The organism is Marinobacter sp. JSM 1782161 (genome assembly GCF_011421605.1).
Taxonomy (GTDB): Bacteria; Pseudomonadota; Gammaproteobacteria; order Pseudomonadales; family Oleiphilaceae; genus Marinobacter_A; species Marinobacter_A bohaiensis.
On record NZ_WSSA01000004.1, the window covers coordinates 592,025 to 611,887 of the forward strand.

The 19,863-nt window shown below is 62.1% G+C and carries 16 protein-coding genes and 1 pseudogene; 7 read left to right on the top strand and 10 right to left on the bottom strand.

Annotated elements, in window-relative coordinates:
• Positions 1 to 87 precede the first annotated feature (87 nt).
• Both GQB00_RS19085 and GQB00_RS19090 read left to right on the top strand, forming a co-directional pair.
• The gene (locus GQB00_RS19085; RefSeq protein WP_111496905.1) at positions 88 to 804 is read left to right on the top strand and encodes a YebC/PmpR family DNA-binding transcriptional regulator; all 717 of its coding nucleotides are present in this window, start codon (positions 88 to 90) and stop codon (positions 802 to 804) included.
• Positions 805 to 935: 131 nt separating this feature from the next.
• Positions 936 to 1,511, top strand: a complete 576-nt coding sequence (locus tag GQB00_RS19090; RefSeq protein ID WP_165857436.1) for an NnrU family protein — start codon at positions 936 to 938, stop codon at positions 1,509 to 1,511.
• A 24-nt stretch (positions 1,512 to 1,535) separates the two neighbouring features.
• On the opposite strand, the gene GQB00_RS19095 is transcribed toward GQB00_RS19090, so the two are convergent.
• The 3 genes from GQB00_RS19095 to GQB00_RS19105 all read right to left on the bottom strand — a co-directional run bounded on the left by GQB00_RS19095 (position 1,536) and on the right by GQB00_RS19105 (position 4,537).
• Positions 1,536 to 2,183, bottom strand: a complete 648-nt coding sequence (locus GQB00_RS19095; protein ID WP_111496903.1) for a SagB/ThcOx family dehydrogenase — start codon at positions 2,181 to 2,183, stop codon at positions 1,536 to 1,538.
• A gap of 58 nt (positions 2,184 to 2,241) precedes the next feature.
• The gene (locus tag GQB00_RS19100) at positions 2,242 to 2,706 is read right to left on the bottom strand and encodes a GNAT family N-acetyltransferase (protein ID WP_165857437.1); all 465 of its coding nucleotides are present in this window, start codon (positions 2,704 to 2,706) and stop codon (positions 2,242 to 2,244) included.
• Positions 2,707 to 2,827: 121 nt separating this feature from the next.
• The gene (locus tag GQB00_RS19105) at positions 2,828 to 4,537 is read right to left on the bottom strand and encodes a sensor domain-containing diguanylate cyclase (protein WP_165857438.1); all 1,710 of its coding nucleotides are present in this window, start codon (positions 4,535 to 4,537) and stop codon (positions 2,828 to 2,830) included.
• Positions 4,538 to 4,738: 201 nt separating this feature from the next.
• Between GQB00_RS19105 and GQB00_RS19110 the strand changes: the two genes are divergently transcribed.
• The 5 genes from GQB00_RS19110 to GQB00_RS19130 all read left to right on the top strand — a co-directional run bounded on the left by GQB00_RS19110 (position 4,739) and on the right by GQB00_RS19130 (position 10,526).
• Positions 4,739 to 5,839: a M14 family zinc carboxypeptidase gene (locus GQB00_RS19110; RefSeq protein WP_165857439.1), complete on the top strand. Its 1,101-nt coding sequence runs from the start codon at positions 4,739 to 4,741 to the stop codon at positions 5,837 to 5,839.
• Between the two features lie 8 nt (positions 5,840 to 5,847).
• Positions 5,848 to 6,633 (top strand): alpha/beta fold hydrolase, encoded by a 786-nt coding sequence (locus tag GQB00_RS19115; RefSeq protein WP_165857440.1) that lies wholly within the window; start codon positions 5,848 to 5,850, stop codon positions 6,631 to 6,633.
• 89 nt (positions 6,634 to 6,722) lie between these two features.
• Entirely contained in the window at positions 6,723 to 7,340 is a 618-nt protein-coding gene (locus tag GQB00_RS19120; protein ID WP_165857441.1) for a glutathione S-transferase family protein, read from the top strand.
• 81 nt (positions 7,341 to 7,421) lie between these two features.
• On the top strand, positions 7,422 to 8,036 hold the full coding sequence (locus GQB00_RS19125; protein WP_165857442.1) for a DUF4202 domain-containing protein: 615 nt from the start codon (positions 7,422 to 7,424) through the stop codon (positions 8,034 to 8,036).
• A gap of 522 nt (positions 8,037 to 8,558) precedes the next feature.
• Positions 8,559 to 10,526 carry a tannase/feruloyl esterase family alpha/beta hydrolase gene (locus GQB00_RS19130; RefSeq protein WP_165857443.1) on the top strand — a complete coding sequence of 656 codons (1,968 nt, stop codon included), beginning with the start codon at positions 8,559 to 8,561 and terminating at the stop codon, positions 10,524 to 10,526.
• Between the two features lie 23 nt (positions 10,527 to 10,549).
• On the opposite strand, the gene GQB00_RS22160 is transcribed toward GQB00_RS19130, so the two are convergent.
• The 7 genes and pseudogenes from GQB00_RS22160 to GQB00_RS19160 form a co-directional block, all read right to left on the bottom strand.
• Complete coding sequence (locus tag GQB00_RS22160) at positions 10,550 to 10,801, bottom strand: RHS domain-containing protein (protein ID WP_416234171.1); 252 nt, start codon at positions 10,799 to 10,801, stop codon at positions 10,550 to 10,552.
• A 344-nt stretch (positions 10,802 to 11,145) separates the two neighbouring features.
• A complete protein-coding gene (locus tag GQB00_RS19135) occupies positions 11,146 to 11,544 on the bottom strand; it encodes a hypothetical protein (protein WP_165857444.1) in 399 nt (132 codons plus the stop codon).
• A 392-nt stretch (positions 11,545 to 11,936) separates the two neighbouring features.
• Positions 11,937 to 12,443 (bottom strand): annotated as a pseudogene (locus GQB00_RS22115) (RHS repeat-associated core domain-containing protein); the annotation flags it as partial.
• A gap of 205 nt (positions 12,444 to 12,648) precedes the next feature.
• Positions 12,649 to 13,083, bottom strand: coding sequence for an Imm50 family immunity protein (locus GQB00_RS19145; RefSeq protein WP_165857446.1), 435 nt, complete (start codon positions 13,081 to 13,083; stop codon positions 12,649 to 12,651).
• On the bottom strand, positions 13,064 to 17,866 hold the full coding sequence (locus GQB00_RS19150; RefSeq protein WP_165857447.1) for an RHS repeat-associated core domain-containing protein: 4,803 nt from the start codon (positions 17,864 to 17,866) through the stop codon (positions 13,064 to 13,066). The genes GQB00_RS19145 and GQB00_RS19150 overlap by 20 nt, the downstream gene beginning before the upstream one ends.
• Before the next feature lie 14 nt (positions 17,867 to 17,880).
• Positions 17,881 to 18,657 carry a DUF4123 domain-containing protein gene (locus GQB00_RS19155; RefSeq protein WP_165857448.1) on the bottom strand — a complete coding sequence of 259 codons (777 nt, stop codon included), beginning with the start codon at positions 18,655 to 18,657 and terminating at the stop codon, positions 17,881 to 17,883.
• A partial coding sequence (locus tag GQB00_RS19160) for a type VI secretion system Vgr family protein (protein ID WP_165857449.1) occupies positions 18,650 to 19,863 on the bottom strand: 1,214 nt, incomplete at its 5' end. The genes GQB00_RS19155 and GQB00_RS19160, both read right to left, overlap by 8 nt.

The window sequence follows — 19,863 nt, forward strand, 5'->3', positions numbered from 1 at the left end:
AAGGCCCGGTTTCGGGAAAATCGTCCGGCAGACGACCTTTTTCAGAGGCTCCTCAATCGCGTTGAATAACAGCAGTGGGGCAAGGGTATGGGCAGAGCCTACCAAAACCGCAAAGAATCCATGGCCAAGACGGCCAACGCCAAAACCAAGGTCTACAGCAAGTACGGCCGTGAAATCTACGTGTGTGCCAAGCAGGGCGGCCCCGATCCGGACGCCAACCTGTCCCTGCGCAGCCTGATCGAGCGCGCCAAGAAAGACCAGGTGCCGACCCACGTGATCGACCGGGCCCTCGAAAAGGCCAAGGGCGGCGGCGGCGAGGATTACGCCGCGGCGCGCTACGAAGGTTTCGGCCCGGGCCAGGCGATGGTCATCGTCGAGTGCCTGACCGACAACCCCAACCGCACTTTCGGCGACGTGCGCGCCTGCTTTACCAAGACCAAGTGCAAGATCGGCACCCAGGGCAGCGTCAGCCACATGTTCGATCACTGCGCCATCTTTGCCTTTGCCGGGGATGACGAGGAGAAGGTGCTGGAAGCGCTGATGGAAGCCGATGTCGACGTCACCGACATCGAGTGTGAAGACGGCCGCATCACCGTATTCGCCCCCAACACCGAATACGCGAAGACCCGTCAGGCGCTGCTCGACGCCTTCGGCGAGATCGATTTCGACGCCGACGAAATCCAGTTCCTGCCGCAGACCACCACGCCGGTGACCGGCGATGATGTGGAGATGTTCGAGAAATTCCTAGACATGCTCAACGATGTGGACGACGTGCAGAACGTCTATCACAACGCCGAGCTTTAAGGCGTTCCACGGTGGGGCGACGGCCGTCGCCCCACCGCCTGGCCTCTTCTCTTTCTCTTGGCCATTTCCTTTCCATTGACGCCCGACCGGACTCGTCTAAGCTCCCTGCAATAAAAAACGGGAGAGAACTCATGGGCGTACTCATTCTCGGGCTGGTCCTTTTCCTGGGCGTGCATTCCCTGTCGATCGTGGCGTCTGGCGGTCGCGACCGACTGGTGGCGCGGCTGGGCGAGCAGCCCTTCAAGGGCCTGTATTCGCTGGCGTCCCTGGTCGGACTGATACTGATCATCTGGGGTTACGGCCTGGCACGGCAGGAACCGGTGGTGGTGTACCTGCCGCCGGCGTGGCTGCGGCACCTGGCGCTGTTGCTGTTGCTGCCGGTGTTCCCGTTGCTGCTGGCCACCTACCTGCCCGGCCGCATCCAGCGGGCGACGAAACATCCCACGCTGATTGCGGTGAAACTCTGGGCTTTGGCGCACCTGCTGGCTAACGGCATGTTGGCGGACGTCGTGCTGTTCGGGGCGTTCCTGGCCTGGGCCGTGGCGGAGCGGATCTCCCTCAAGCGCCGCACGCCGCGAGCCGTGCCCGCGCTACCCGCCAGCCCGCGCAATGACCTGATCGCGGTCGTTGGCGGGCTGCTGGTTTACGGCGCGTTTGTGGTCTGGCTGCATCGGGTGCTGATCGGCGTGTCGCCGGTGCCCATGTGAGCGGGAGCGCGGGTCCCGCCTCGCTCATGGCGCCGGGTGGCCGATGCACAGCAGGGCCGTGGGCTGGAAACCGTCGTCCAGCTCCAGGGCCAGTTCCACGCCGCGGTCGCTGAAGGCGCCTACCAGGACGGAGCCCAGTTGCAGCGCGGTGGCCTGCAGCTGGATATTCTCCGCCACCGCTCCGGATTCCATATACGCATAGCGGATGCCGCGTTCGCCAGCCGGCGGCTGCTCGCCGAACAGGCTGGTCATCAACGGCATGTTGGCGCTGATGGCGATCACCAGAGGCGCTTCCTGCAGCCAGGGTTGCTCCTCGATGGCCAGGGTCTGGAGGGTGTCGCGCAGGTCGCCGATGGCGGTGCCGTGCAGGCGATGGTGGGCCGGGTCGTAGCGGTAGACGTCGGCGGACAGGTCAGCGACGTTGCCGGCCAGCACGTGGAGTTGCAGCGGATAGGCCTGTTTGGCTGATGGTGCCGTGCGCCGATGGGTTTGCGGGTCGCAGCCCTGGGCGGCCCAGAGCAGCTGGGACAGGGTCTCCAGCGTCAGCATGCGGCGCGCGTAATGGCGGCAACTGCTGCGCGAGGCAATGGCGGTTTCCAGGGGCACCTGGCTGCTGTGCGGCGGATGCGGCAGGGGAATGGTCGGTACATCAAGCTCGGGCGTTTCCATCATTCGTCAGTTCCTTTTGCGAGTGGAAGGCGAGCGCGGACCGGCTGGCGGTCGTGCGGTGCTAAGGGGTCATGGCGTGGTCGTGTCGGCTCTCCCGGTCCAGTGTCTTGATGTAGACATGCTGGGTCTTGGCGCGTTCGAAGCCGCGCGCCTGGTAGAACGGATGTGAGGCGATGCGGGCTTCGTTGGAGCGTACCGCCAGGGTTGGCAGGTGCAGGGCCCGGGCCCAGTCTTCAGCGGCGTCGACCAGTGCGCTGCCCACTCCCTGGCGATGCCGGTCCTGGCTGACGATCAAGCCCACGATCTCGGCCTTCTCGCCGGATTCCAGCAGCAGGCGGCGTTCGACGGCGATCCAGCCCAGCAAGGCCTGCCGGTCCAGGTCGGCGACGGCGATGAACCGGTCACGGTGGCCCAGCAGGCCATCGAGTCGCGCCAGGATCTGCTCGGTCGAGCTGGCGTAACCCTGCGCCCGGGACAGGCGGGCGATTTCCGGGGCATCCTCGATCGTGGCCGGCCGAATACGCATGGGATGGCTCCTCCTGACAGGTGTTGCGTCACGTTAGCCGAGGCGCGATGCGCTCTTTCGTTGAGCTCCTATCCTGACCAATCCGTTGTATGACAGCAAGATGACGGACATTGCGACCCTGTCATCCGCCCACCCGGACCAGCGCTTCCTGTTGTGCCACGTAGAACTGGTTGCGGCCGTTTTCCTTGGCCTGGTAGAGGGCGTCATCCGCACGCAACAGGATGGCTTCCAGGGTGTCGTCGGATTGGGCCAGGGCGCCGCCGATGCTGACGGTGATGGCCGGCGCTTCGGGGCTGGCTTCCAGGCTCTGGCGAATGCGCTCGCCGATGCCTTGCAGGCACTCGCTGTCGCAGGGCGCCAGGATGACCAGGAACTCGTCGCCGCCCCAGCGGGCAGCGTGGTCGTAGGGGCGGATGCTGGCATTGAGACAGGCGGCCACCCGCTGCAGCACCCGGTCGCCGGTGGCATGGCCGAGACGGTCGTTGACGCCCTTGAAATTGTCGATGTCGAGCCAGATGAGCCCGAAGGTCCGGTTCTCCCGTTGCATACGGTGCATCTCTTCGTCCAGCAACTCGTTCATGCCGCGCCGGTTGAACAGTTCGGTGAGGGCGTCCTTGCGCGCCAGGCGGTGCAGGGCCTCGGTGCGCTCGGACACGGTATCTTCCAGCTCGCGGGTGTGGCGGTGGATGCTGTCCGCCATGCGTTCGAAGTGGGTCACCAGCCGCCCCATCTCATCCGGCCGATCAGGCAGGTTGCGCGGCAGGGGCTGACCGGTACGCAGGCGCTCCATCGCCGACTCGAGCGCCACCACCGGATCGATCACCTGGCGCCGCAGGGCGACGTGGAAGGCGGCCAGGCTCAGCAGCAGGGTCAGCGCAAACACCAGCAGCAACGGTGCGAAGTTGCCCATGGGCAGCACCACGTCCAGATCGAGCAGGGTGATCTCGTACCAGCCAATGGATGGCAGGTAGGTGATGCCCGCCAGGTGGCGGCGGCCATCGACCTGGACGAACCCGGTGTGAACGCCATGGTCGGGGCTGTCCAGCTGTTTCAGGCTGCGCAGCGTGTTGCCCAGCCAGGCGCGGTCAGCTGGGCGATCCAGCAGCAGGTCGACGGTCTTCTTCTGGCCTTCGGGTTTGACGAAGCTGGCGTAGTCGATCAGGCGCCGGTCGCGATAGAGCTGGATGGCGCCGTTGGCATCGACGAACAGGGTGTTGATGCCCGGTTGCTCCAGATCGACGATTTTCTGCAGCACCTGATCCAGGTCGATACCGGTGCCGGCCACCCCCACGATCCGGTCATTGGCCCGCAGCAGCACATCGACCCACAGCTTGGTGACGCCCAGGGACTCGTCCGGATTGACGTTGAGGTGGAACTCGCGCCCTTCGGCGATGAGCTGGTAGAACCAGGCGTCGGTAGGGGTGTCCGGATTCAAGTTGTAGCGCAGCTGGCGGTCGGCAAACTCGTTGTCGGCATTGTTGTAGTAGTAGGCGCCGGAATCCCGCAGGGCGAGGAAGTAGTTGCGTCCGGCGAAGTTCTGGCGGAAGCGCTCCATCTCTTCGATGGCGGCGCGTTCCAGCAAGGGATCGTCCGGATAGCGCGCCCAGCGCTGGATGATTTCCGAGTCGGTCATCTGGCGCGCCAGGCCCAGTTCCCGCTCGATGTTCTGCAGCAGGCGCGAGCTGTCGTAACGGACCTGAATCTCGGCGATGTTGGCGCCCCAGCGTTCGATGATGTCCTCGGTGATACGCTGGAAAACCGCCCACGTCGCCAGCGAGGCAGCGATAATCAACCCGCTGACCAGCAGGAAAAATCGGCTCTTGAGGTTCAATGTCCCGTTGTCCCTGAAGACGCCTGCGAGCGTAACGGCTTAATGGCCCGAGACGATGGTTGTTCGATCCTTATGGGCCATAATAGGTAAGTCAGTAAATGTTGACTACAGTTAAATGGCCCGACACGCAGGCCCGGCGTCATCAATCTGTAGTCTGCGCCTGATAGCCTCTGGGCTCCAGACCTGCCTTGGGGAAGCGCTATGACCGAACTGCGGGACCTGACGCCGCACGTTGCCATTCCGCTTGAGCAGGCGTCGCGGGACAAGCACCAACGCCGCCTGCTGCGCGATTACCTGCCGGAGCTGATCGGGCTCGAACGGTTGCTGGCGGAAGCGCCGGCGCGGGTGGAAACCCGGGTGGTGGAACGGGTCCAACTCAAAGCCGTCACTTTGCCGCTCTACCGGATCGACATCGGCACGGCGTCACCGGACGCACCGGCGCTGTTGCTGGTGGGCGGCGTGCATGGCCTGGAGCGCATCGGCAGCCAGGTCATCATCGCCTGGCTGCAGAGCCTGCTGAACCGGATCACCTGGGATCAGGAGCTGAAAGACCTGCTCGGTCGCATCCGGGTGACGTTGCTGCCGATCCTCAATCCCGGCGGCATGTTCCTCAACCAGCGCTCCAACCCCAACGGCGTCGATCTGATGCGTAACGCACCCATCGAGGCCCAGGGGCGCAGCACGCCGTTTCTGGGTGGTCAGCGGTTGTCCCGGCGTCTGCCCTGGTACACCGGCACGCCGGACGAGGGGATGGAAGTGGAAAACCGGGCCCTGGAAGGGGTGATCCGGGAATTGTTGCCGGGACGCCCGTTCAGTCTGGCGCTGGATTGCCATTCCGGCTTCGGCTGGCAGGACCAGATCTGGTTTCCCTACGCCTACCGCCGGCGCCCCATGCGCAAGATCGCTTCGGTGCTGGCCCTGAAGCTGTTGTGGGAGCAGGCGTATCCAAATCACACCTACGCGTTCGAACCCCAGTCCCGGCATTACCTTACCCACGGTGATCTCTGGGATTACTTCTACAAAACCTTCAATCGTGCCGAATCCGGCGGCTTTATCCCGCTGACCCTGGAAATGGGGTCCTGGCGCTGGATCCGTAAGCGGCCGCGGCAGTTGCTGCGGCTGGAGGGCTTTTTCAACCCCATGGTGCCGCATCGCCATCAGCGGGTACTGCGCTCGCACCTGAGTTTTATCGACTTCCTGCTGCGCGCGGCGGCGAACCACGGCAACTGGTTGCCGAGTGCCGCTGAGGAGCCCATGCTGAGGGAAGCGGCGATCATGCATTGGTACCGGGATCCCGGTTAGGGAGGCGCATGCACTGGATACTCCTGCGGGGCCTGACCCGGGAGCAGGCGCATTGGGGGGTGTTGCCCCAGCGACTGCGGGACAGCTTCCCCGGACACCAGTTCCACACCGTCGACTTGCCCGGCACCGGCACGCACTTTCGCGAGCGCAGTCCGGCGGATATTCCCGCCATTCGCCGCGCGGTGCAGCGCCAGTGCAGTCATATCCCGGCGCCGTTTGGCCTGATTGCCCTGTCGATGGGCGGCATGGTGGCGCTGGACTGGGCCCAGAATGCACCCGCCGGCGAAATCCAGCAGTTGGTGCTGATCAACACCAGCAGCGGCTTCAACAAGCCGTGGCACCGGTTGCGGCCGAAAATCTGGCCCCTGCTGGTGCGCCTGTTGACCCTGCGTGATGTGCGCGAGCGCGAGGCGCAGATCCTGGCCCTGAGTTCCAACCGTCAGTTCAATCCCGCTACGGTCCAGCGCTGGTACAGCATCCAGATCCAGCGCCCGGTCAGCGCCGGCAACGCCTTCCGCCAACTCTGGGCGGCGGCCCGTTTCCGGCCGGCCGGTGAACGCCCGTTGCCGGATGCGCTGGTGCTCGCCAGCCAGCGGGACCGGATCGTCGACTGGTACTGCAGCGAATCCATGGCTGAACGCTGGCATTGGAGCTTGCGCCTGCACCCGGACGCCGGGCACGACCTGCCGCTGGACGATCCGGACTGGGTCATCGCGGAAATCCGACGCTATCTGGAAAGTAAGTGGGTGCCGCTTGACGCTCCGCCGGGGGCGCGGCAGTCTCTGGGACGGTAGGATTTTTGCGGCAGGCTGTTCCGCAAGGCGGTTCCTGCCTGTCATCGCTGTTCCCGAACCACAACAACAAACAGAGCCGAGGAGGCACCATGAAGATTTTCGAGACCAGAACGGCACCCAACCCGCGCCGCGTTCGCATGTTCCTGGCGGAGAAAGACCTGCTGGACGGCGTCGAGTTCGTGCAGATCGACCTGCAAAAGGGCGAGAACCTGACCCCGGAATTCACGGCCATGAACCCGATGAAGAAGGTGCCCGTCATGGAGCTGGACGACGGCACCTGCATTGCCGAGACTATGGCCATCTGCCGCTATTTCGAGGAATTGCATCCCGACCGCACGCCGTTGCTGGGCGAGGGCGCACTGGGCCGGGCGCAGGTGGAGCAATGGCTGCGCTGGATCGAGCTCTTTTTCTTCCTGCCCACTGGCATGTGCTTCCAGCACACCACCGGCTACTTCAAGGATCGTATGAACCCGGTCAGGGAGTGGGGGGAGGAGTGCGGCAGGAACGTGTCCAAGTTCTTCCACTTCCTCAACAAACATCTGGAAGGGCGTGAGTACATCTGCGGCGACCAGTTTACCGCAGCGGACATCAACGCCTTCACCACCATCGATTTCAACAAGGTGAACGACATCCGCATCCAGCCGGATCAGACGCACCTGCGCGCCTGGTACGACCGCATCAAGGCACGGCCTTCGGCGGCGGCCTGAGGTCGTTCGGGGCCGGTGAAGTGGCCTGTCCCCGGGTCAGCGGTTACCATGGCGGTACACGCTGACCCGAGTTGTTTCCCCATGGATGAATCCGCTTCCCTGACCTGCGCCCTGCAAGCCATCGACCAGGCCAATCGCGCCGACCCGAACGTGGAGACGGTCGATGGCCAGGACCTGCCCCGGGAATACGCCTACAGCCAGCACATGACCCGCTGGCTGTTCGAGCTGGAGCCAAACCCGTCGCCACGGATGCAGATCGCCTGTCGCGCCCAGCACATTGAACGCTGGACCCGCCCGCGCGCCGACTACCCCGAAGGCCGCAAGGGCTACTACCAGTGGCGCCAGGACTGCGGCCGCTTCCACGGCGAGCGCGCGGCGTCGATCATGGCCGATTGCGGCTTCCCCGCCGACGAATGCGAGCGCGTTGCCACCATCCTCACCAAGCGTGAACTGCGCAACGACCCCGACACCCAGCTGCTGGAAGACGTGGCCTGCATGGTGTTCCTGGAGCGCTACTTCGTGGATTTCTACGACAAAAAAGACGACTACGACCGCGAGAAGTGGCTGCGCATTGTGCGCCGCACCTGGGGCAAGATGTCGCCCCGTGGGCATGAGGCGGCGTTGAAGCTGGCCGGTGGGTTACCGGAGCACTTGCAGGCCCTGCTTCAGGAAGCCCTTGCGGAGCCGGGAGCCTGACGGCCACAGGCTCACCGGATTCTGAAACAGCGCCGCTAACGGCATTTCATCATGCGGTTAGCGGCGGTTGCTCGCCGCTCTCCGGCGCCATTCACGTCTATTCCCAGTCCCTTCCGTTACCGTCTCCAGGCCATTCGTTTTTGTTTTCCAAATTGGAAACGAAGGGTTTCCGTATTCGGGTTTGTTTTCCCGAAGAGCTCGAACCTATACTCGAATCACATAATAAAAATACCTAACCATCGACCGACCCGATTCTGATTGAGCGTTGTTTTCATTCACAAGGTGCGTTTCTTTCCATAGATAAAGCCCTATTTTTCAAGTTGTTGATGATATGGCTCGGGCCTTCTTTCGCCTGAAGAAAAGTCAGGAAAACAGGGAAGGGTGGCACTGGAGGGAAGCGATACGCCGAAGGTGAGTTGAATCGGTCGTCATCCTACAGCTTAAAGGAGGTGTGCCCGGCTATTCAAAAAAAGAAATAACTATTACCGAATAAGAACAAAGCATGGAGCAGAGGAACCAACAATGAACAAGATGAATTCCCACCGAACAGCCGGTTTCATTCTGGGCCCGCTCGTCGGCGTATCGCTGGTCCTGGGTGGCTGCGTACTGGACGACGACTCGTCCGACGCCGACCAGGCGAGCAACGATTGCGCCGCGTTGGAAGGCATGACCATCGCCGCTTCCGACATTGGCCTGGCTACCGGGGGCGCCACCGTTACGTCCGCCAGCCAGGTGGCCGCGGCGGACGCCTCGGCAGGCGTGGACTACTGCCTGGTCGTCGGCGAGATCCATCCGGAAACGGAATCGGAAGTGATCCACGAAGGCACGGCCGATGAAGTCGAGGTCGCCACGCCTGACATCAACTTCAACGTCGCGCTGCCGGCGGACTGGAACTACAAGACCCTGCAATACGGCGGTGGCGGCTTTGACGGCACCATCCCCTCTGTCGACCGCGCTTCGGAGAACGGTATCGAGAGCGCCCTGGCCCGCGGCTACACGACGCTCGGCAGCGACAGTGGCCACGTCTCCCCGGCGATTGGCGGCGACCCCAACGAACTCTGGAACAGCGAGGCGCTGCGCAACTTCGGGCGCGAGCAGATCAAGAAAACCCACGATGCGGCTTCGGCCATCGTGCGGGCCTATTACCAGACCTCGCCTGATCACAGCTATTTCATGGGCGGCTCCCAGGGCGGGCACGAGGCTTTGATCGCCGCCCAGTTCTACCCCGATGACTACGACGGCGTCATTGCCGGCTACCCGGCCTACAACCCCGAAGCCATGCACCTGGGCGCCATGGACTACGGCAAGACGCTCTACAACGCCCGGACCGCCGGCGTGAACGGCTACAGTTACGATGCGGACGCCGGTGACGGCTGGATCAGCCGCACCCAGACCCGCGCGCTGTCCCAGTACATTGTCGATGCCTGCGAGAACGACAGCCTGGCTGCTAATGGCGGTGAGGCCCTGGACGGAGCCGCCGACGGCATGGTCAGTGACGCCGGCGCCTGCCGCCAGCTCCTGCAGGATCAGGGCTACGATCTGCTGGCCCATGACGCCACCAACCCGATGCGCTGTGCCGGCGGCGCCCATACCAGCACGGACCACGCCGTGTCCGATGAAGAGACGTGCCTGTCCGATCCCCAGATCGAGACCCTGGCGCGGATCACCTCGCGCTATAACCTGCCCACAGGCCTGGTGCTTGACGGCGGCGTGCGCAGCTACGGTCACTGGCCGATGCTGGACGGGATCTGGATCGCCGAAGACGAATCGAAGAACCTGGGGAATCAGGAAGATTTCGGTTCCGAGTGGGACGCTTACGACGCCTTCCAGGCGAGTTTCCCCTCCCAGGACCAGTACAACATCATCACCCAGAGCGCCTACACCCAGCCCTCCGACATCCTGCAGGACTTCGATCCGGCCAACTGGATCGATCGCATCACCACACTGTCCGGCTGGATCGACACCAGCAGCGTCGACTACTCGACGTTCCGCAGCCAGGGCGGCAAGCTCATCCACTATCACGGGGCGGCCGACGTTTCGATCACCCCGTACAACTCCGTCGACCTCTACCTGCGCATGATCGGCCAGTTCTCGGACAACACCGATTACCTGGGTACCAATCCCTTCTGGGGCACGGACGACGCCACGACCAACATGGCGGTGTCCCAGAACGACGAGTCGTCGATCACCATCGACGAGGGCGTGGTGAACGACTTCTACAGCTTCTACCTGATCCCCGGCTTCGGCCACGGGCACGGCTACTACACCGCCAGCGTCGACTGGCTCACGGCCCTGGAAAACTGGGTGGAGCAGGACGTCGCCCCGAAAGACAGCCTGGTGTCCACCGACGTCAGCGGCAACGAACTGGGCAGCCGCCCGGTCTGCCACTTCCCGTACTACCCGGCCTTCACCAGCGCGAGCGGCACCGACACCAACGACGCCGACAACTACAGCTGCGAGAAACTGGAGGAATACGCCTACCTGCCGTAACGCGTTAACTCAGGAAAGGTCGGTCAGCCGCGGAATGTAGAAACCGGCCAGAACGTTTCCGCTCTCTCTGGAAGGGGAGAGCGGCTTTTTGGGCGTAGTGAGATGAAGAGGATGGTGTCAGTGGTCCTGCGCCAATGGCTTATCGTTGCAAAAGAGGTAGCAGAGCGGATCAGCTGGCGAGCCGCGTCGGTCATTTCCCGGGGCGTGCCCAGGTGGTCGAGCTGGTAGTCGTAGACGCTGCTGTGTTCCGGGCCGTAGCCTTCTGCCAGGGCCAGCGGGCGGAAGCAATATCCTTAAATTCTGGGGTGTAACGTTGGCTGCTCATGGCAATCCTCCTATGCTCTAATCATAGGCTAGGAGTGTCCACTGCACTGGGGGAAGTCCATGATTCATCGTTGCTGATCACAATTTGATGAAGGTCACTCAAATGAAACCCTTCCTTTATTTGATTTGATGGCTTTTAACAACCTTAAGGCATGAAGCCCGCGCTGCTGGGAACCTGGTTTTTCAGTTTTCGAGTGCCCTGCGCGGATATGGCTGCCAGATTTTGTCTCCGCTTGGGGCCTGTAGGAGCAGGGTATACGGGTGTCGGAACCGGTTTTTATCCAAATAAAGAGAGTTACGACTTGTTTGGGAGCACTTTGCCAGAAGCATTTATAGGCGGAGCAGGAGTTGATCTGCGAGTAACGACAATTGCAATCGGAGAGCCCGACCGTGCATCAATGTACAGTTTGGCGGAGTAGCCCGCCCCTTTAAATGCAAAAAACTGGATCTTATTGGTATCTAAATTGGAAAGTACCTTAATCGCGGCATCAAAACCCCAGCTTTCAATATTTTCATGCTTTGCAGACTCTTGATGAATCCGTAATTGAGATAACTCGAGCTTAGGTTCGACTTCAGCCGGCATACTCGTTAACAGTCTAAAATCCGCAGCTTCGAGGATCTTAGCCATGTTAGGGGTACTTTCTGTTGAAAAACGGTGGTCTGAGAGTAGCTCGGCAATCTGTTTTTTGGTCATGGTCGAAACACCTCAATATTTTGCCTTGGACCTTTTAGCAGTATTTCCTGTTTTCCCCACTCATCTGGAGACCATTCCCACGCCCAGTTGTCGTTTGGGGTTGGAGCCCCAACTGGTACTCGAAGTATCACACCTCCATCGCCTTTGCCTGAAGCAAATTTACGGGCTATCTCAGGCGAGCGAGTCCATGAAGTGAAAGGGCTATTGGCTGATTGGCCACCTAAGTTGTGAGCATCGGCGCTGACCGAGCCCTCTACATTTCCAGGAGTTACCTTTCCGCCTAACGCATTGGATAGGTCTGGATGCTCTGCGTGTACGCCTCGATATAGATACTGTCCAGGTTCGTCGTTTGGAAGGCGGGGGAGATCGCCCCAAGTTCTATGCTCCCGTTCCCCTGGGCAAGCCCCAGATTCGCAAGCCAACCCCAACGGATCCACCCACCCGATCGGATTCGGCACGTACTGGTAGTTGTTCAAACCACCCGCCAACCCAATCGGGTCGGGCGTCATAAAGCGCCCGTTAGCCGGATTGTAATACCGGTGGCGGTTGTAGTGCAGGCCGGTTTCGGGATCGTAATACTGGCCCTGGAAACGCAGTGGGTTGTCGACCACCGCCACGTCCTGTCGGAGCACGTTGCCGTAGGCGCGGTAGGTGGCGGACCAGACTAGCTGGCCGTTGGCGTCGGTCATTTCCTGGGGCGAGCCCAGGTGGTCGAGCTGGTAGTAGACGCGGCTGTGTTCCGGGCCGTAGCCTTCTGCTAGGGCCAGCGGGCGGAAGCTGTCCGGCTCGTACAGGTAGGTGCGGTAGTGGTCGCTCTCCTTGGCTATGCGGCGGCCGAAGTATCGTGCCGGAATTCCAACAGCAAGCAGCCGTCCTCTACAGTCTGTTGGGAAATCCGTCTTGTTAGCTGCAGTGGCTAGCCTCCTAGTGTCTCAGCGTTGTAAAGCGTTGAGGGAGTGGCTTAACTCTATAATTATCTTCAGTTAGTAATTAATTATCTAATCCCTTTTAGATTTTGTTCTGTAATCCTATCGGATAATGTCAATCCAGCTTAATAATGATCGCTTGACATATTCGGGTTGCATTTGCCTGAAAGGTGGCGGGTTAAATTGATTTCTTTTTCAATGAATTTCTGTATGCTGTAATTTCTGTTATAAATAGGCTTTTTGCTTGAATTTTTAGTATCAAGCCGTCGTTACTATGAGCTAATATTGTTTTTTCAATATCCGCCTGCCCAACTTCAATGTTAACTTTTCCATCGGTGTTCCAGCCACGCAGTTCAGATACGGAAATAGCTACGGCCATGAGGTTAATCTGAACAGTGTTGCACTCCGAGGCCTTCCATTTTTCGGGCGCTGTCTTTGGGTAATCCGGTAAGTCTATTCTTAGCATGGCCCGAGGCCCATCGCGGTGAAATGTTACTTCGTGTATCACGCAATTGCTCAGGCTTGGCAATGACTCTCCATATATTGATTTTATACCGTTTGCGTTCGTAATATGACTTAACCAGCTTGCCATGTTATTTGCTGCTCCACTCATAGTGTGCTCTTGTTCCCGATACAGATCCGGTGCGAGTGTTCTGTATAGGTCGAACATTGAAGTGTGGTCCTTGATCGCCTGCGCCACCATCTCCGAACTCGTGGCCTGCAGAATGGTCTTGGATTACAATTTGGCTATTGTCTGAACGCCTAAAAATATATTCTCTAGTCATAACCGGCATGTAGTCTTCGCCGAGAATAGAGTGGCCATTGCTATCAGTCAAAGGCACTCTGTTAACTTCTTCGGGATTTTGGCTCTGAGGAATTCCTAGATCTCTCTTTGCCTCTCTAAACGCTGCTCTTCTACTTGGCAGCGGAGGATCAATATCACGATCGTCTGAACCCCGATTAGAGACATGACTTCCATCCCTTTCCGGGCAGTTGGTCCGTTTACAAGCCAACCCCAACGGATCGACCCACCCGGTCGGATTCGGCACGTACTGGTAGTTGTTCAAACCACCCGCCAACCCAATCGGGTCGGGCGTCATGAAGCGCCCGTTAGTGGGATTGTAATACCGGTGGCGGTTGTAGTGCAGGCCGGTTTCGGGATCGTAATACTGGCCCTGGAAACGCAGCGGGTTGTCGACCACCGCCACGTCCTGCCGGAGCACGTTGCCGTAGGCGCGGTAGGTGGCGGACCAGACTAGCTGGCCGTTGGCATCGGTCATTTCCTGGGGCGTGCCCAGGTGGTCGAGCTGGTAGTAGTAGACGCGGCTGTGGTCCGGGCCGTAGCCCTCCGCCAGGGCCAGCGGGCGGAAGCTGTCCGGCTCGTACAGGTAGGTGCGGTAGTGGTCGCCGGCTTCCTCGGCGATCAGGCGGTCGCCCTGCCAGACGAATTCGGTGCGCTGGTAGTCGCTTTCCTTGGCGATGCGGCGGCCAAAGGCGTCATACTCGTAGCGGAAGCTGAGGCCGTCCGGGCGGGTGACTTCCACCAGCCGGTGTTCGCAGTCGTAGCGGTAGGTGGTGACCAGTCTCTGGTCCTTGCCGCGCCGTTCGGCGATCAGGTTGCCGAAATCGTCGTACTCGTAATGGCAGTCGCCATGCATGGTCAGGCGGTTGCCCTGCACGTTGGCCTGGGCCGGGCCGGCGGCGCTCTCCGTCTGTTCCAGCAGGTTGCCGGCGGGGTCGTGTACCAGGCGTTCGTAGACGTCGCCGCGCACGCCGGTGAGGCGGTCGCGCGGGTCGTAGACGTATTCCCGCAGGCCTTTGCGGCTGTCGCTGATCGACTGCAGGTTGCCGCTGGTGTCGTAGCGGTAGTCGCGCTGCTGGAGAATGCCCTGGGCTTTCTGCTGGTGCAGGCGGTGCTGGGTCAGGCGGCCTTCGTCGTCGTATTCGTAAGCGCTGAACAGGGCGCCCTGCTGGCGCTCCATTTCCTCGCCGGTGGACGACAGGCGGTGGCGCGTGAGCACGGCGCTGTTCAGGTTGATGCCTGCCAGCAGGCCGGCGGCATCCCGCTCGTAACCCAGCGTCTGACCGTCGGGCAGGGTGAGGCCGGTCAGGCGGTCGACGTCGTCGTAGTGGTACTGCAACGTCGCCCAGCCCTGGTGTTCGGTGCGCAGCAGGCCCTGTTCGTCGTACTGGAACGCCAGCGGCCAGTGGCCGTCGTCGACGCCGGTGAGCTGGCCGTCGGGGTTGTAGGCGTAGGCGATCTCGCGACCGTCTGGCAGGATCTTCTTGCTGAGTTGGCCCAGCGGGTCGCGCTCGTAGACGGTGGTTTGCAGTGCTTCGTCGCCGGTGCCGTATTCGGTCTTCTCCAGCAGGTGGCCGTTGAGGTCGTAGCTGTAGCCGGTACGGCGACCGTCGAAGGCGGTTTCCTGTCGTACCAGGCCGTTCGGGTAGTAGTCGATGCGGTAGGTTTCGCCGCGCTCGTTCTCGATCTGGGTCAGCAGGAACCGGTGGTGATCGTAGCGGTACCTGAGCTCGCTGCCGTCCGGGTTGATGCGACGGGACAGCAGGTGCAGGTTGCGATCGTACTCGTAGCGGGTCTCGCGGCCCTGCTCATCGGTAAACCGGGTCACCTTGCCGAAGCTGTTGTAGGCGTAGCGACGCGAACGATTGCCGGACAGACGTTCCTCGATCACCCGCCCCAGCGAATCGTGCACGTACTGGGTGATGGCGCCCCGGGCGTCCTTGCGGGCGAGCAATCGGCCGAAGGCATCGTAGCGGTATTTCTCGACGGCGCCGGTGGGTGTGCGCTCTTCCAGCAGTTGGCCCTTGTCGTTCCACTGCCAGGTGTGGAAGCGGCCGTCCGGCAATTCGACCTGGCTGAGCTGGCCTTGCCGGTTGTAGTGGTAAGCGGTGACGCGGCCCTTGGGATCGGTCTCCCGGGCCAGGTCGCCTTCGGCGGTGTAGGCAAACTGCCATGTCTGGCCGCGGCGGTGAATGCTGGCGATCCGGCCCTGTTTGTAGGCGAACTGGATCGGCTGATCGTCCGGGCCCACCTTGCTCATCAGGCGGCCGCTGTCGTCGTAGCTGTAGGTGGTTTTCGCGCCCAGCGGATCGATGCTGGCGGTCAGGCGGCCCTGGTCGTCGTATTCGTTGAGGTGTTCGGCGCCGTCCGGGTCGATCTTGGTCTGCAGCTGGGCGGCCCCGTCGTACTGCCAGTGCTCTTCGCTGCCGTCGGCGTAGGTGACGGTGCAGGTGTGTTTCTCGTCGTCCCAGGCGAAGCGGGTATCCACTTCCGGGCTGTCGCCCCACTGGTGCACACAGCGACCTTTGGGCGTGGCCTCGTCCCAGGCCAGGTGGAAGCTGTAGCCGCTGGCCAGCGTCCGCCGGGTGAGCATGTGGTTGTCGAAGGCATAGCGCTCGGTTTCGCCGGCGGCGTTGGTGGCTTCCACCAGGTCGCCGGCGTCGTCGTAGACGTATCGGTGCGCCGTTTGCAGCACGCTCCAGGCCGGGCCGTCGTGGGTCAGCTCGCGGTGCAGCAGGTCCACCTGCACCAGTCGCTCGTCCTGGTACTCGAAGGCCAGCGCCTGGTCCGCTCCGCTGATGATCCGCTGCACGCGGCCGTGCATGTCATGGTCGATGCGCAGCGCGTTGCCGTAGCGGTCGCTGATGCGCACCAGCCGCCCGGTGTCGCCGTGGCGTTCGAAGTGATAGCGCGGCGCTTTTTCGCCGGCGCAGGCGACAATGGTGTTGCCGTCGCGCCAGGCGGCCATGCCGGCCTGGGCGTTGCTGGCGAACGGTGCCAAGTCCAGCGACGGCAGGCGGGTGTTCTTGCCTTCGTGGTCGTGCCAGGTGATGCCGTCGCGGTCGAACGTCAGGCTGTGGTTGAGGCTGTGGCGCCAGCCGTAGCCCATGTGGAGTTGGCGGTCGCTGGAGCCGGAGCGGTAGACCCGCTTGAACTCGAACGGCAGCGGGCCTTCCAGGCGGGCGTCCACCAGTTCCAGGACTTCCTCGCCGGTGACGGTGCTGACCGGATCGCCGCAATGCGCGGTCGATTCGATGTCCTGGGTGGCGTCGCCCTGATCGGTTGATGACGGAGAGTCTTCGTTGGGGCCGGCCGAATCGGTGTCGCGCTCGGATACCGTGGCGCTGCGTTGGTGGGTGGCTTCCAGCGCTGCGGCGCGGTCGTCACTGGCCACCGAGGCGTAGGCTGGGTGCTGGCGCTGCAAGGCGCCGCCGGTGACGGTACCCGATGGGGAGAGGTTGCCATCGCCGGCAAACTGCAGGCGCCGGTGGTTGGTGCCGACGTCGTCCATGTAGATCTGGAAACCGTTGGCCAGACTGGCCATGAAGTCGCCCAGACTCAGGTTGTCGACGGCATCGGACTCGGCGCGGCCAACAACACGTGCGGCGGCTTTGGAGCCCACGCGGGCACCGTACTTGGTAGCCAGGCCGAGGCCGCCGGTGATGAGCAGTCCCACGACGACGTCGAACAGGATCTGACCGACCAGCTCGCCAGCCACTTCAGCCAGCTGTGTGGGCGTCAACAACCGGAAGTACTGGCGAACGGTGTACAGGACGATGAACAGGAAAATCTCGTCGTTGGCCACCAGGCAGGCTTTGAGATAGGCGTCGTCGGCCTCTTTCAGTTTCTCGAACTGTGATGCGAGATCGTCCGGCATATCCGAGAAATCGTAATCCAGCATCCCGCAGATCACGTCGTAGATGCGCTTCAGATCGTCGACGACGCCACTGAAGCCGTCCACCACGCCGTTAACGGCGCTGGCGTAGACGGCGTCGGAGCGCTGATCTTCGGGAAGGGCCAGGTAGTTTTCCCAGCGGCTGTTGATACCACCGTCCCAGGCCTGTTGCAGGACGCCGCAGCAGGATTCGATGAAGCCGTCGTAGCTGCTGTATAGCGTGTCCATGTCGGCGCTGGAGATGTCTGGAGACAGGACCACGCGGTATTCTTTACCGGGGCTTACGGTGACCTCCGCCAGTCCATTGGCATCGGTAGTACCGGAAGCCACGGTTTCCCAACTGTCAAAGACCCAGCCTTCGTCCTTTTCCTGAACCTCAAACCGAGTACTGGGAATCGGTGTCTTCTTTACGTTTTCGTGGAAATGGGCGATTTTCAGCGTGCGCTGCGCCTGACAGGGGGCGACGGTGGCTGATACCACTTCGTCTTCATCAGCGCCCTCGCTGGTACTTTCGCCGTTCACTTCCAGCACCTGCTCGTGGCTCAGGAATACGGATTTGAACCAGTCGTCTTTCCAGTCATCGTAGTTGCGGACAACGGATTCCCTTAGCTCGCGGGTCAGCGCGTTGATATCGGGTTTGGTGACGTCCTGGTGACCGTTGCTGGGAGCAGACCGTCCCATCCTTGGCGCAATGCTCATGGCGAATCCTTACTTCATCCGTGTCGCCCGGCTTCGTGCCGGAGGCGATCTCGCAATGTCTTGAATGTGGCGCTGTCCAGTTCGCTCACCGGCGCGTCTCCCAGCAACCGGCGCAGCTGCCTGGCTACCTTCTGGCGGGCCACCGGCTTGGGATAGGGGGCGATGGGTGAGGGCTCGAGCTTCTCAAGGGCCGTCAGGGCGTTGTCCACAAGCTGGTCGCGGCTGTTGGCCGCGAGGCCCTTTTCCACCGAAGCGGGCAGATGGAACCAGGGAAAAGGCTTGGCTTCTGTTTCGAGCCGGGCCGGCGGCGTCTGGCGCAACTGGCCATGCGGATCGGCCCAGGCTGTGACTGGGCCCATCAGGCTGGCCTGCTGGTTCGGATCCAGCTGGTCGATGATCGGGCCGAGGAAGCGGGCGTCCCAGTAACGGAAAAAGACGTCCTTGCCGGAGGCCAGGGTGATCTGGGTGAGGCTGCGCAGGTGGCTGAAAACGCGGTCCATGTAGGCGCTGGAAAGCGCCGCCCAGCCCCAGTCGGCGTCCGCCTCGGTTTTGATCCATTCGAGGAATGGGCTGTCCGGAGTGATCGCCGCCAGATAGGGCATGACTTCCTGCCAACCCGCGTAGGGCGTGCCCATATACAGGGGCAAGGCATTGGCGCCGTCCTGGCTGAAGTAATGACGCACGGGCTGGCACTCGCTGGTACCGCTCAGCACGAGGTACAGGTTGTCGCTGGGACCGCGGGTTTCCAGCAGGGCGTCCAGGCCGGCCTTGACGCCGGAACGATCAGACATCGCAGACTCCGTCCTGACAGGCCACGCATTCCTCGCAGAAAGGCGTGTCCGCCTTGAGGTTGGCGATCTGCGGCGGTGTCAGCGGCAACTGGGGCGGATCGATCACCTCGTGCTCGGCGGGTTCGACGGCCTGGGGCAGAGTGGGCACCAGAGCCGCCTGCCCGGACCCGCTGCCCGGCGATCCACCGGAATTCAGCTTGATGCTGGGGCCGGACAGGGTCACGCCGCTGGCGTCCACTTTGAGGAAGCTGCCGCCGGCGGCGATGGTCAGTTCCGCGCCAGCGTCCAGCACGACCTTGGCGCCGGCCTTGTAATGGGCTTCGCTGCCGGCTTCGCTGAGGATGGAGGCGCCGGATTTCTGGTGGAATGTGCCACCGACTGTCAGGCTCATATCAGCCCCGATCTTCTCCCGCTTCTCGCCGGTCACGGTGTTGTGGTCGTTGGCTTTGATCTGGGTGTAACGGTCCTGGTCGACGGTCAGGTGGCTGTTGTTGTGGACCACCTCGGTGCGGTCGTTTTCGGTGAGCAGGTCCAGGTCCTTCTGGGCGTGGACGTAGATCTGTTCCTTGTCCGCTTCGTCTTCGAAGCGCAGTTCGTTGGAACCTTCGCCCTTGTGGGTCTGGGTTTTCAGGGTGGTGCGGGTTTTGTGTTCCGGCAGCGCGTAGGGCGGCGTGTTGGTGGCGTGGTAGGTGCGCCCGGTGATGATCGGCTGGTCCGGGTCCCCGTCCAGGAAGGAGACGATCACTTCGTGGCCGATTCTGGGCAGGGCCATGAAGCCGTAGTTGCCCCCGGCCCAGCCCTGGCTGACCCGCAGCCAGGCGCTGCTGTGTTCGTCATTTTGGCTGTAGCGGTCCCAGGGGAATCGCACTTTGACCCGGCCGTGCGCGTCGCAATGGATCTCTTCGCCGGCGGGGCCGGTGACGATCGCGATCTGCGGGCCGTCCATGATCGGGCGGTTCGGCGTCTTGGGGCGCCAGGTCTTGTCGCCGGGGATGACTTTGAAGGTGTTGCTGTAGGTGGTCGGCTCGGAGCCGCCTTCCTCTTCCAGGGCCTGGGGCTGTTTGCCGGTGTGGGTGACGCCGGTGATCAGCCAGTCGCGGTTGTAGGTGGCCTGGTCGTGGTCGGTGAGGCTGACCCGGCAGCCGGCGGCGAAGTCGGGGCGGTTGCTTTCCCCTTCCCCCACGCTGGCGTCGGCGCGCAGGCCGT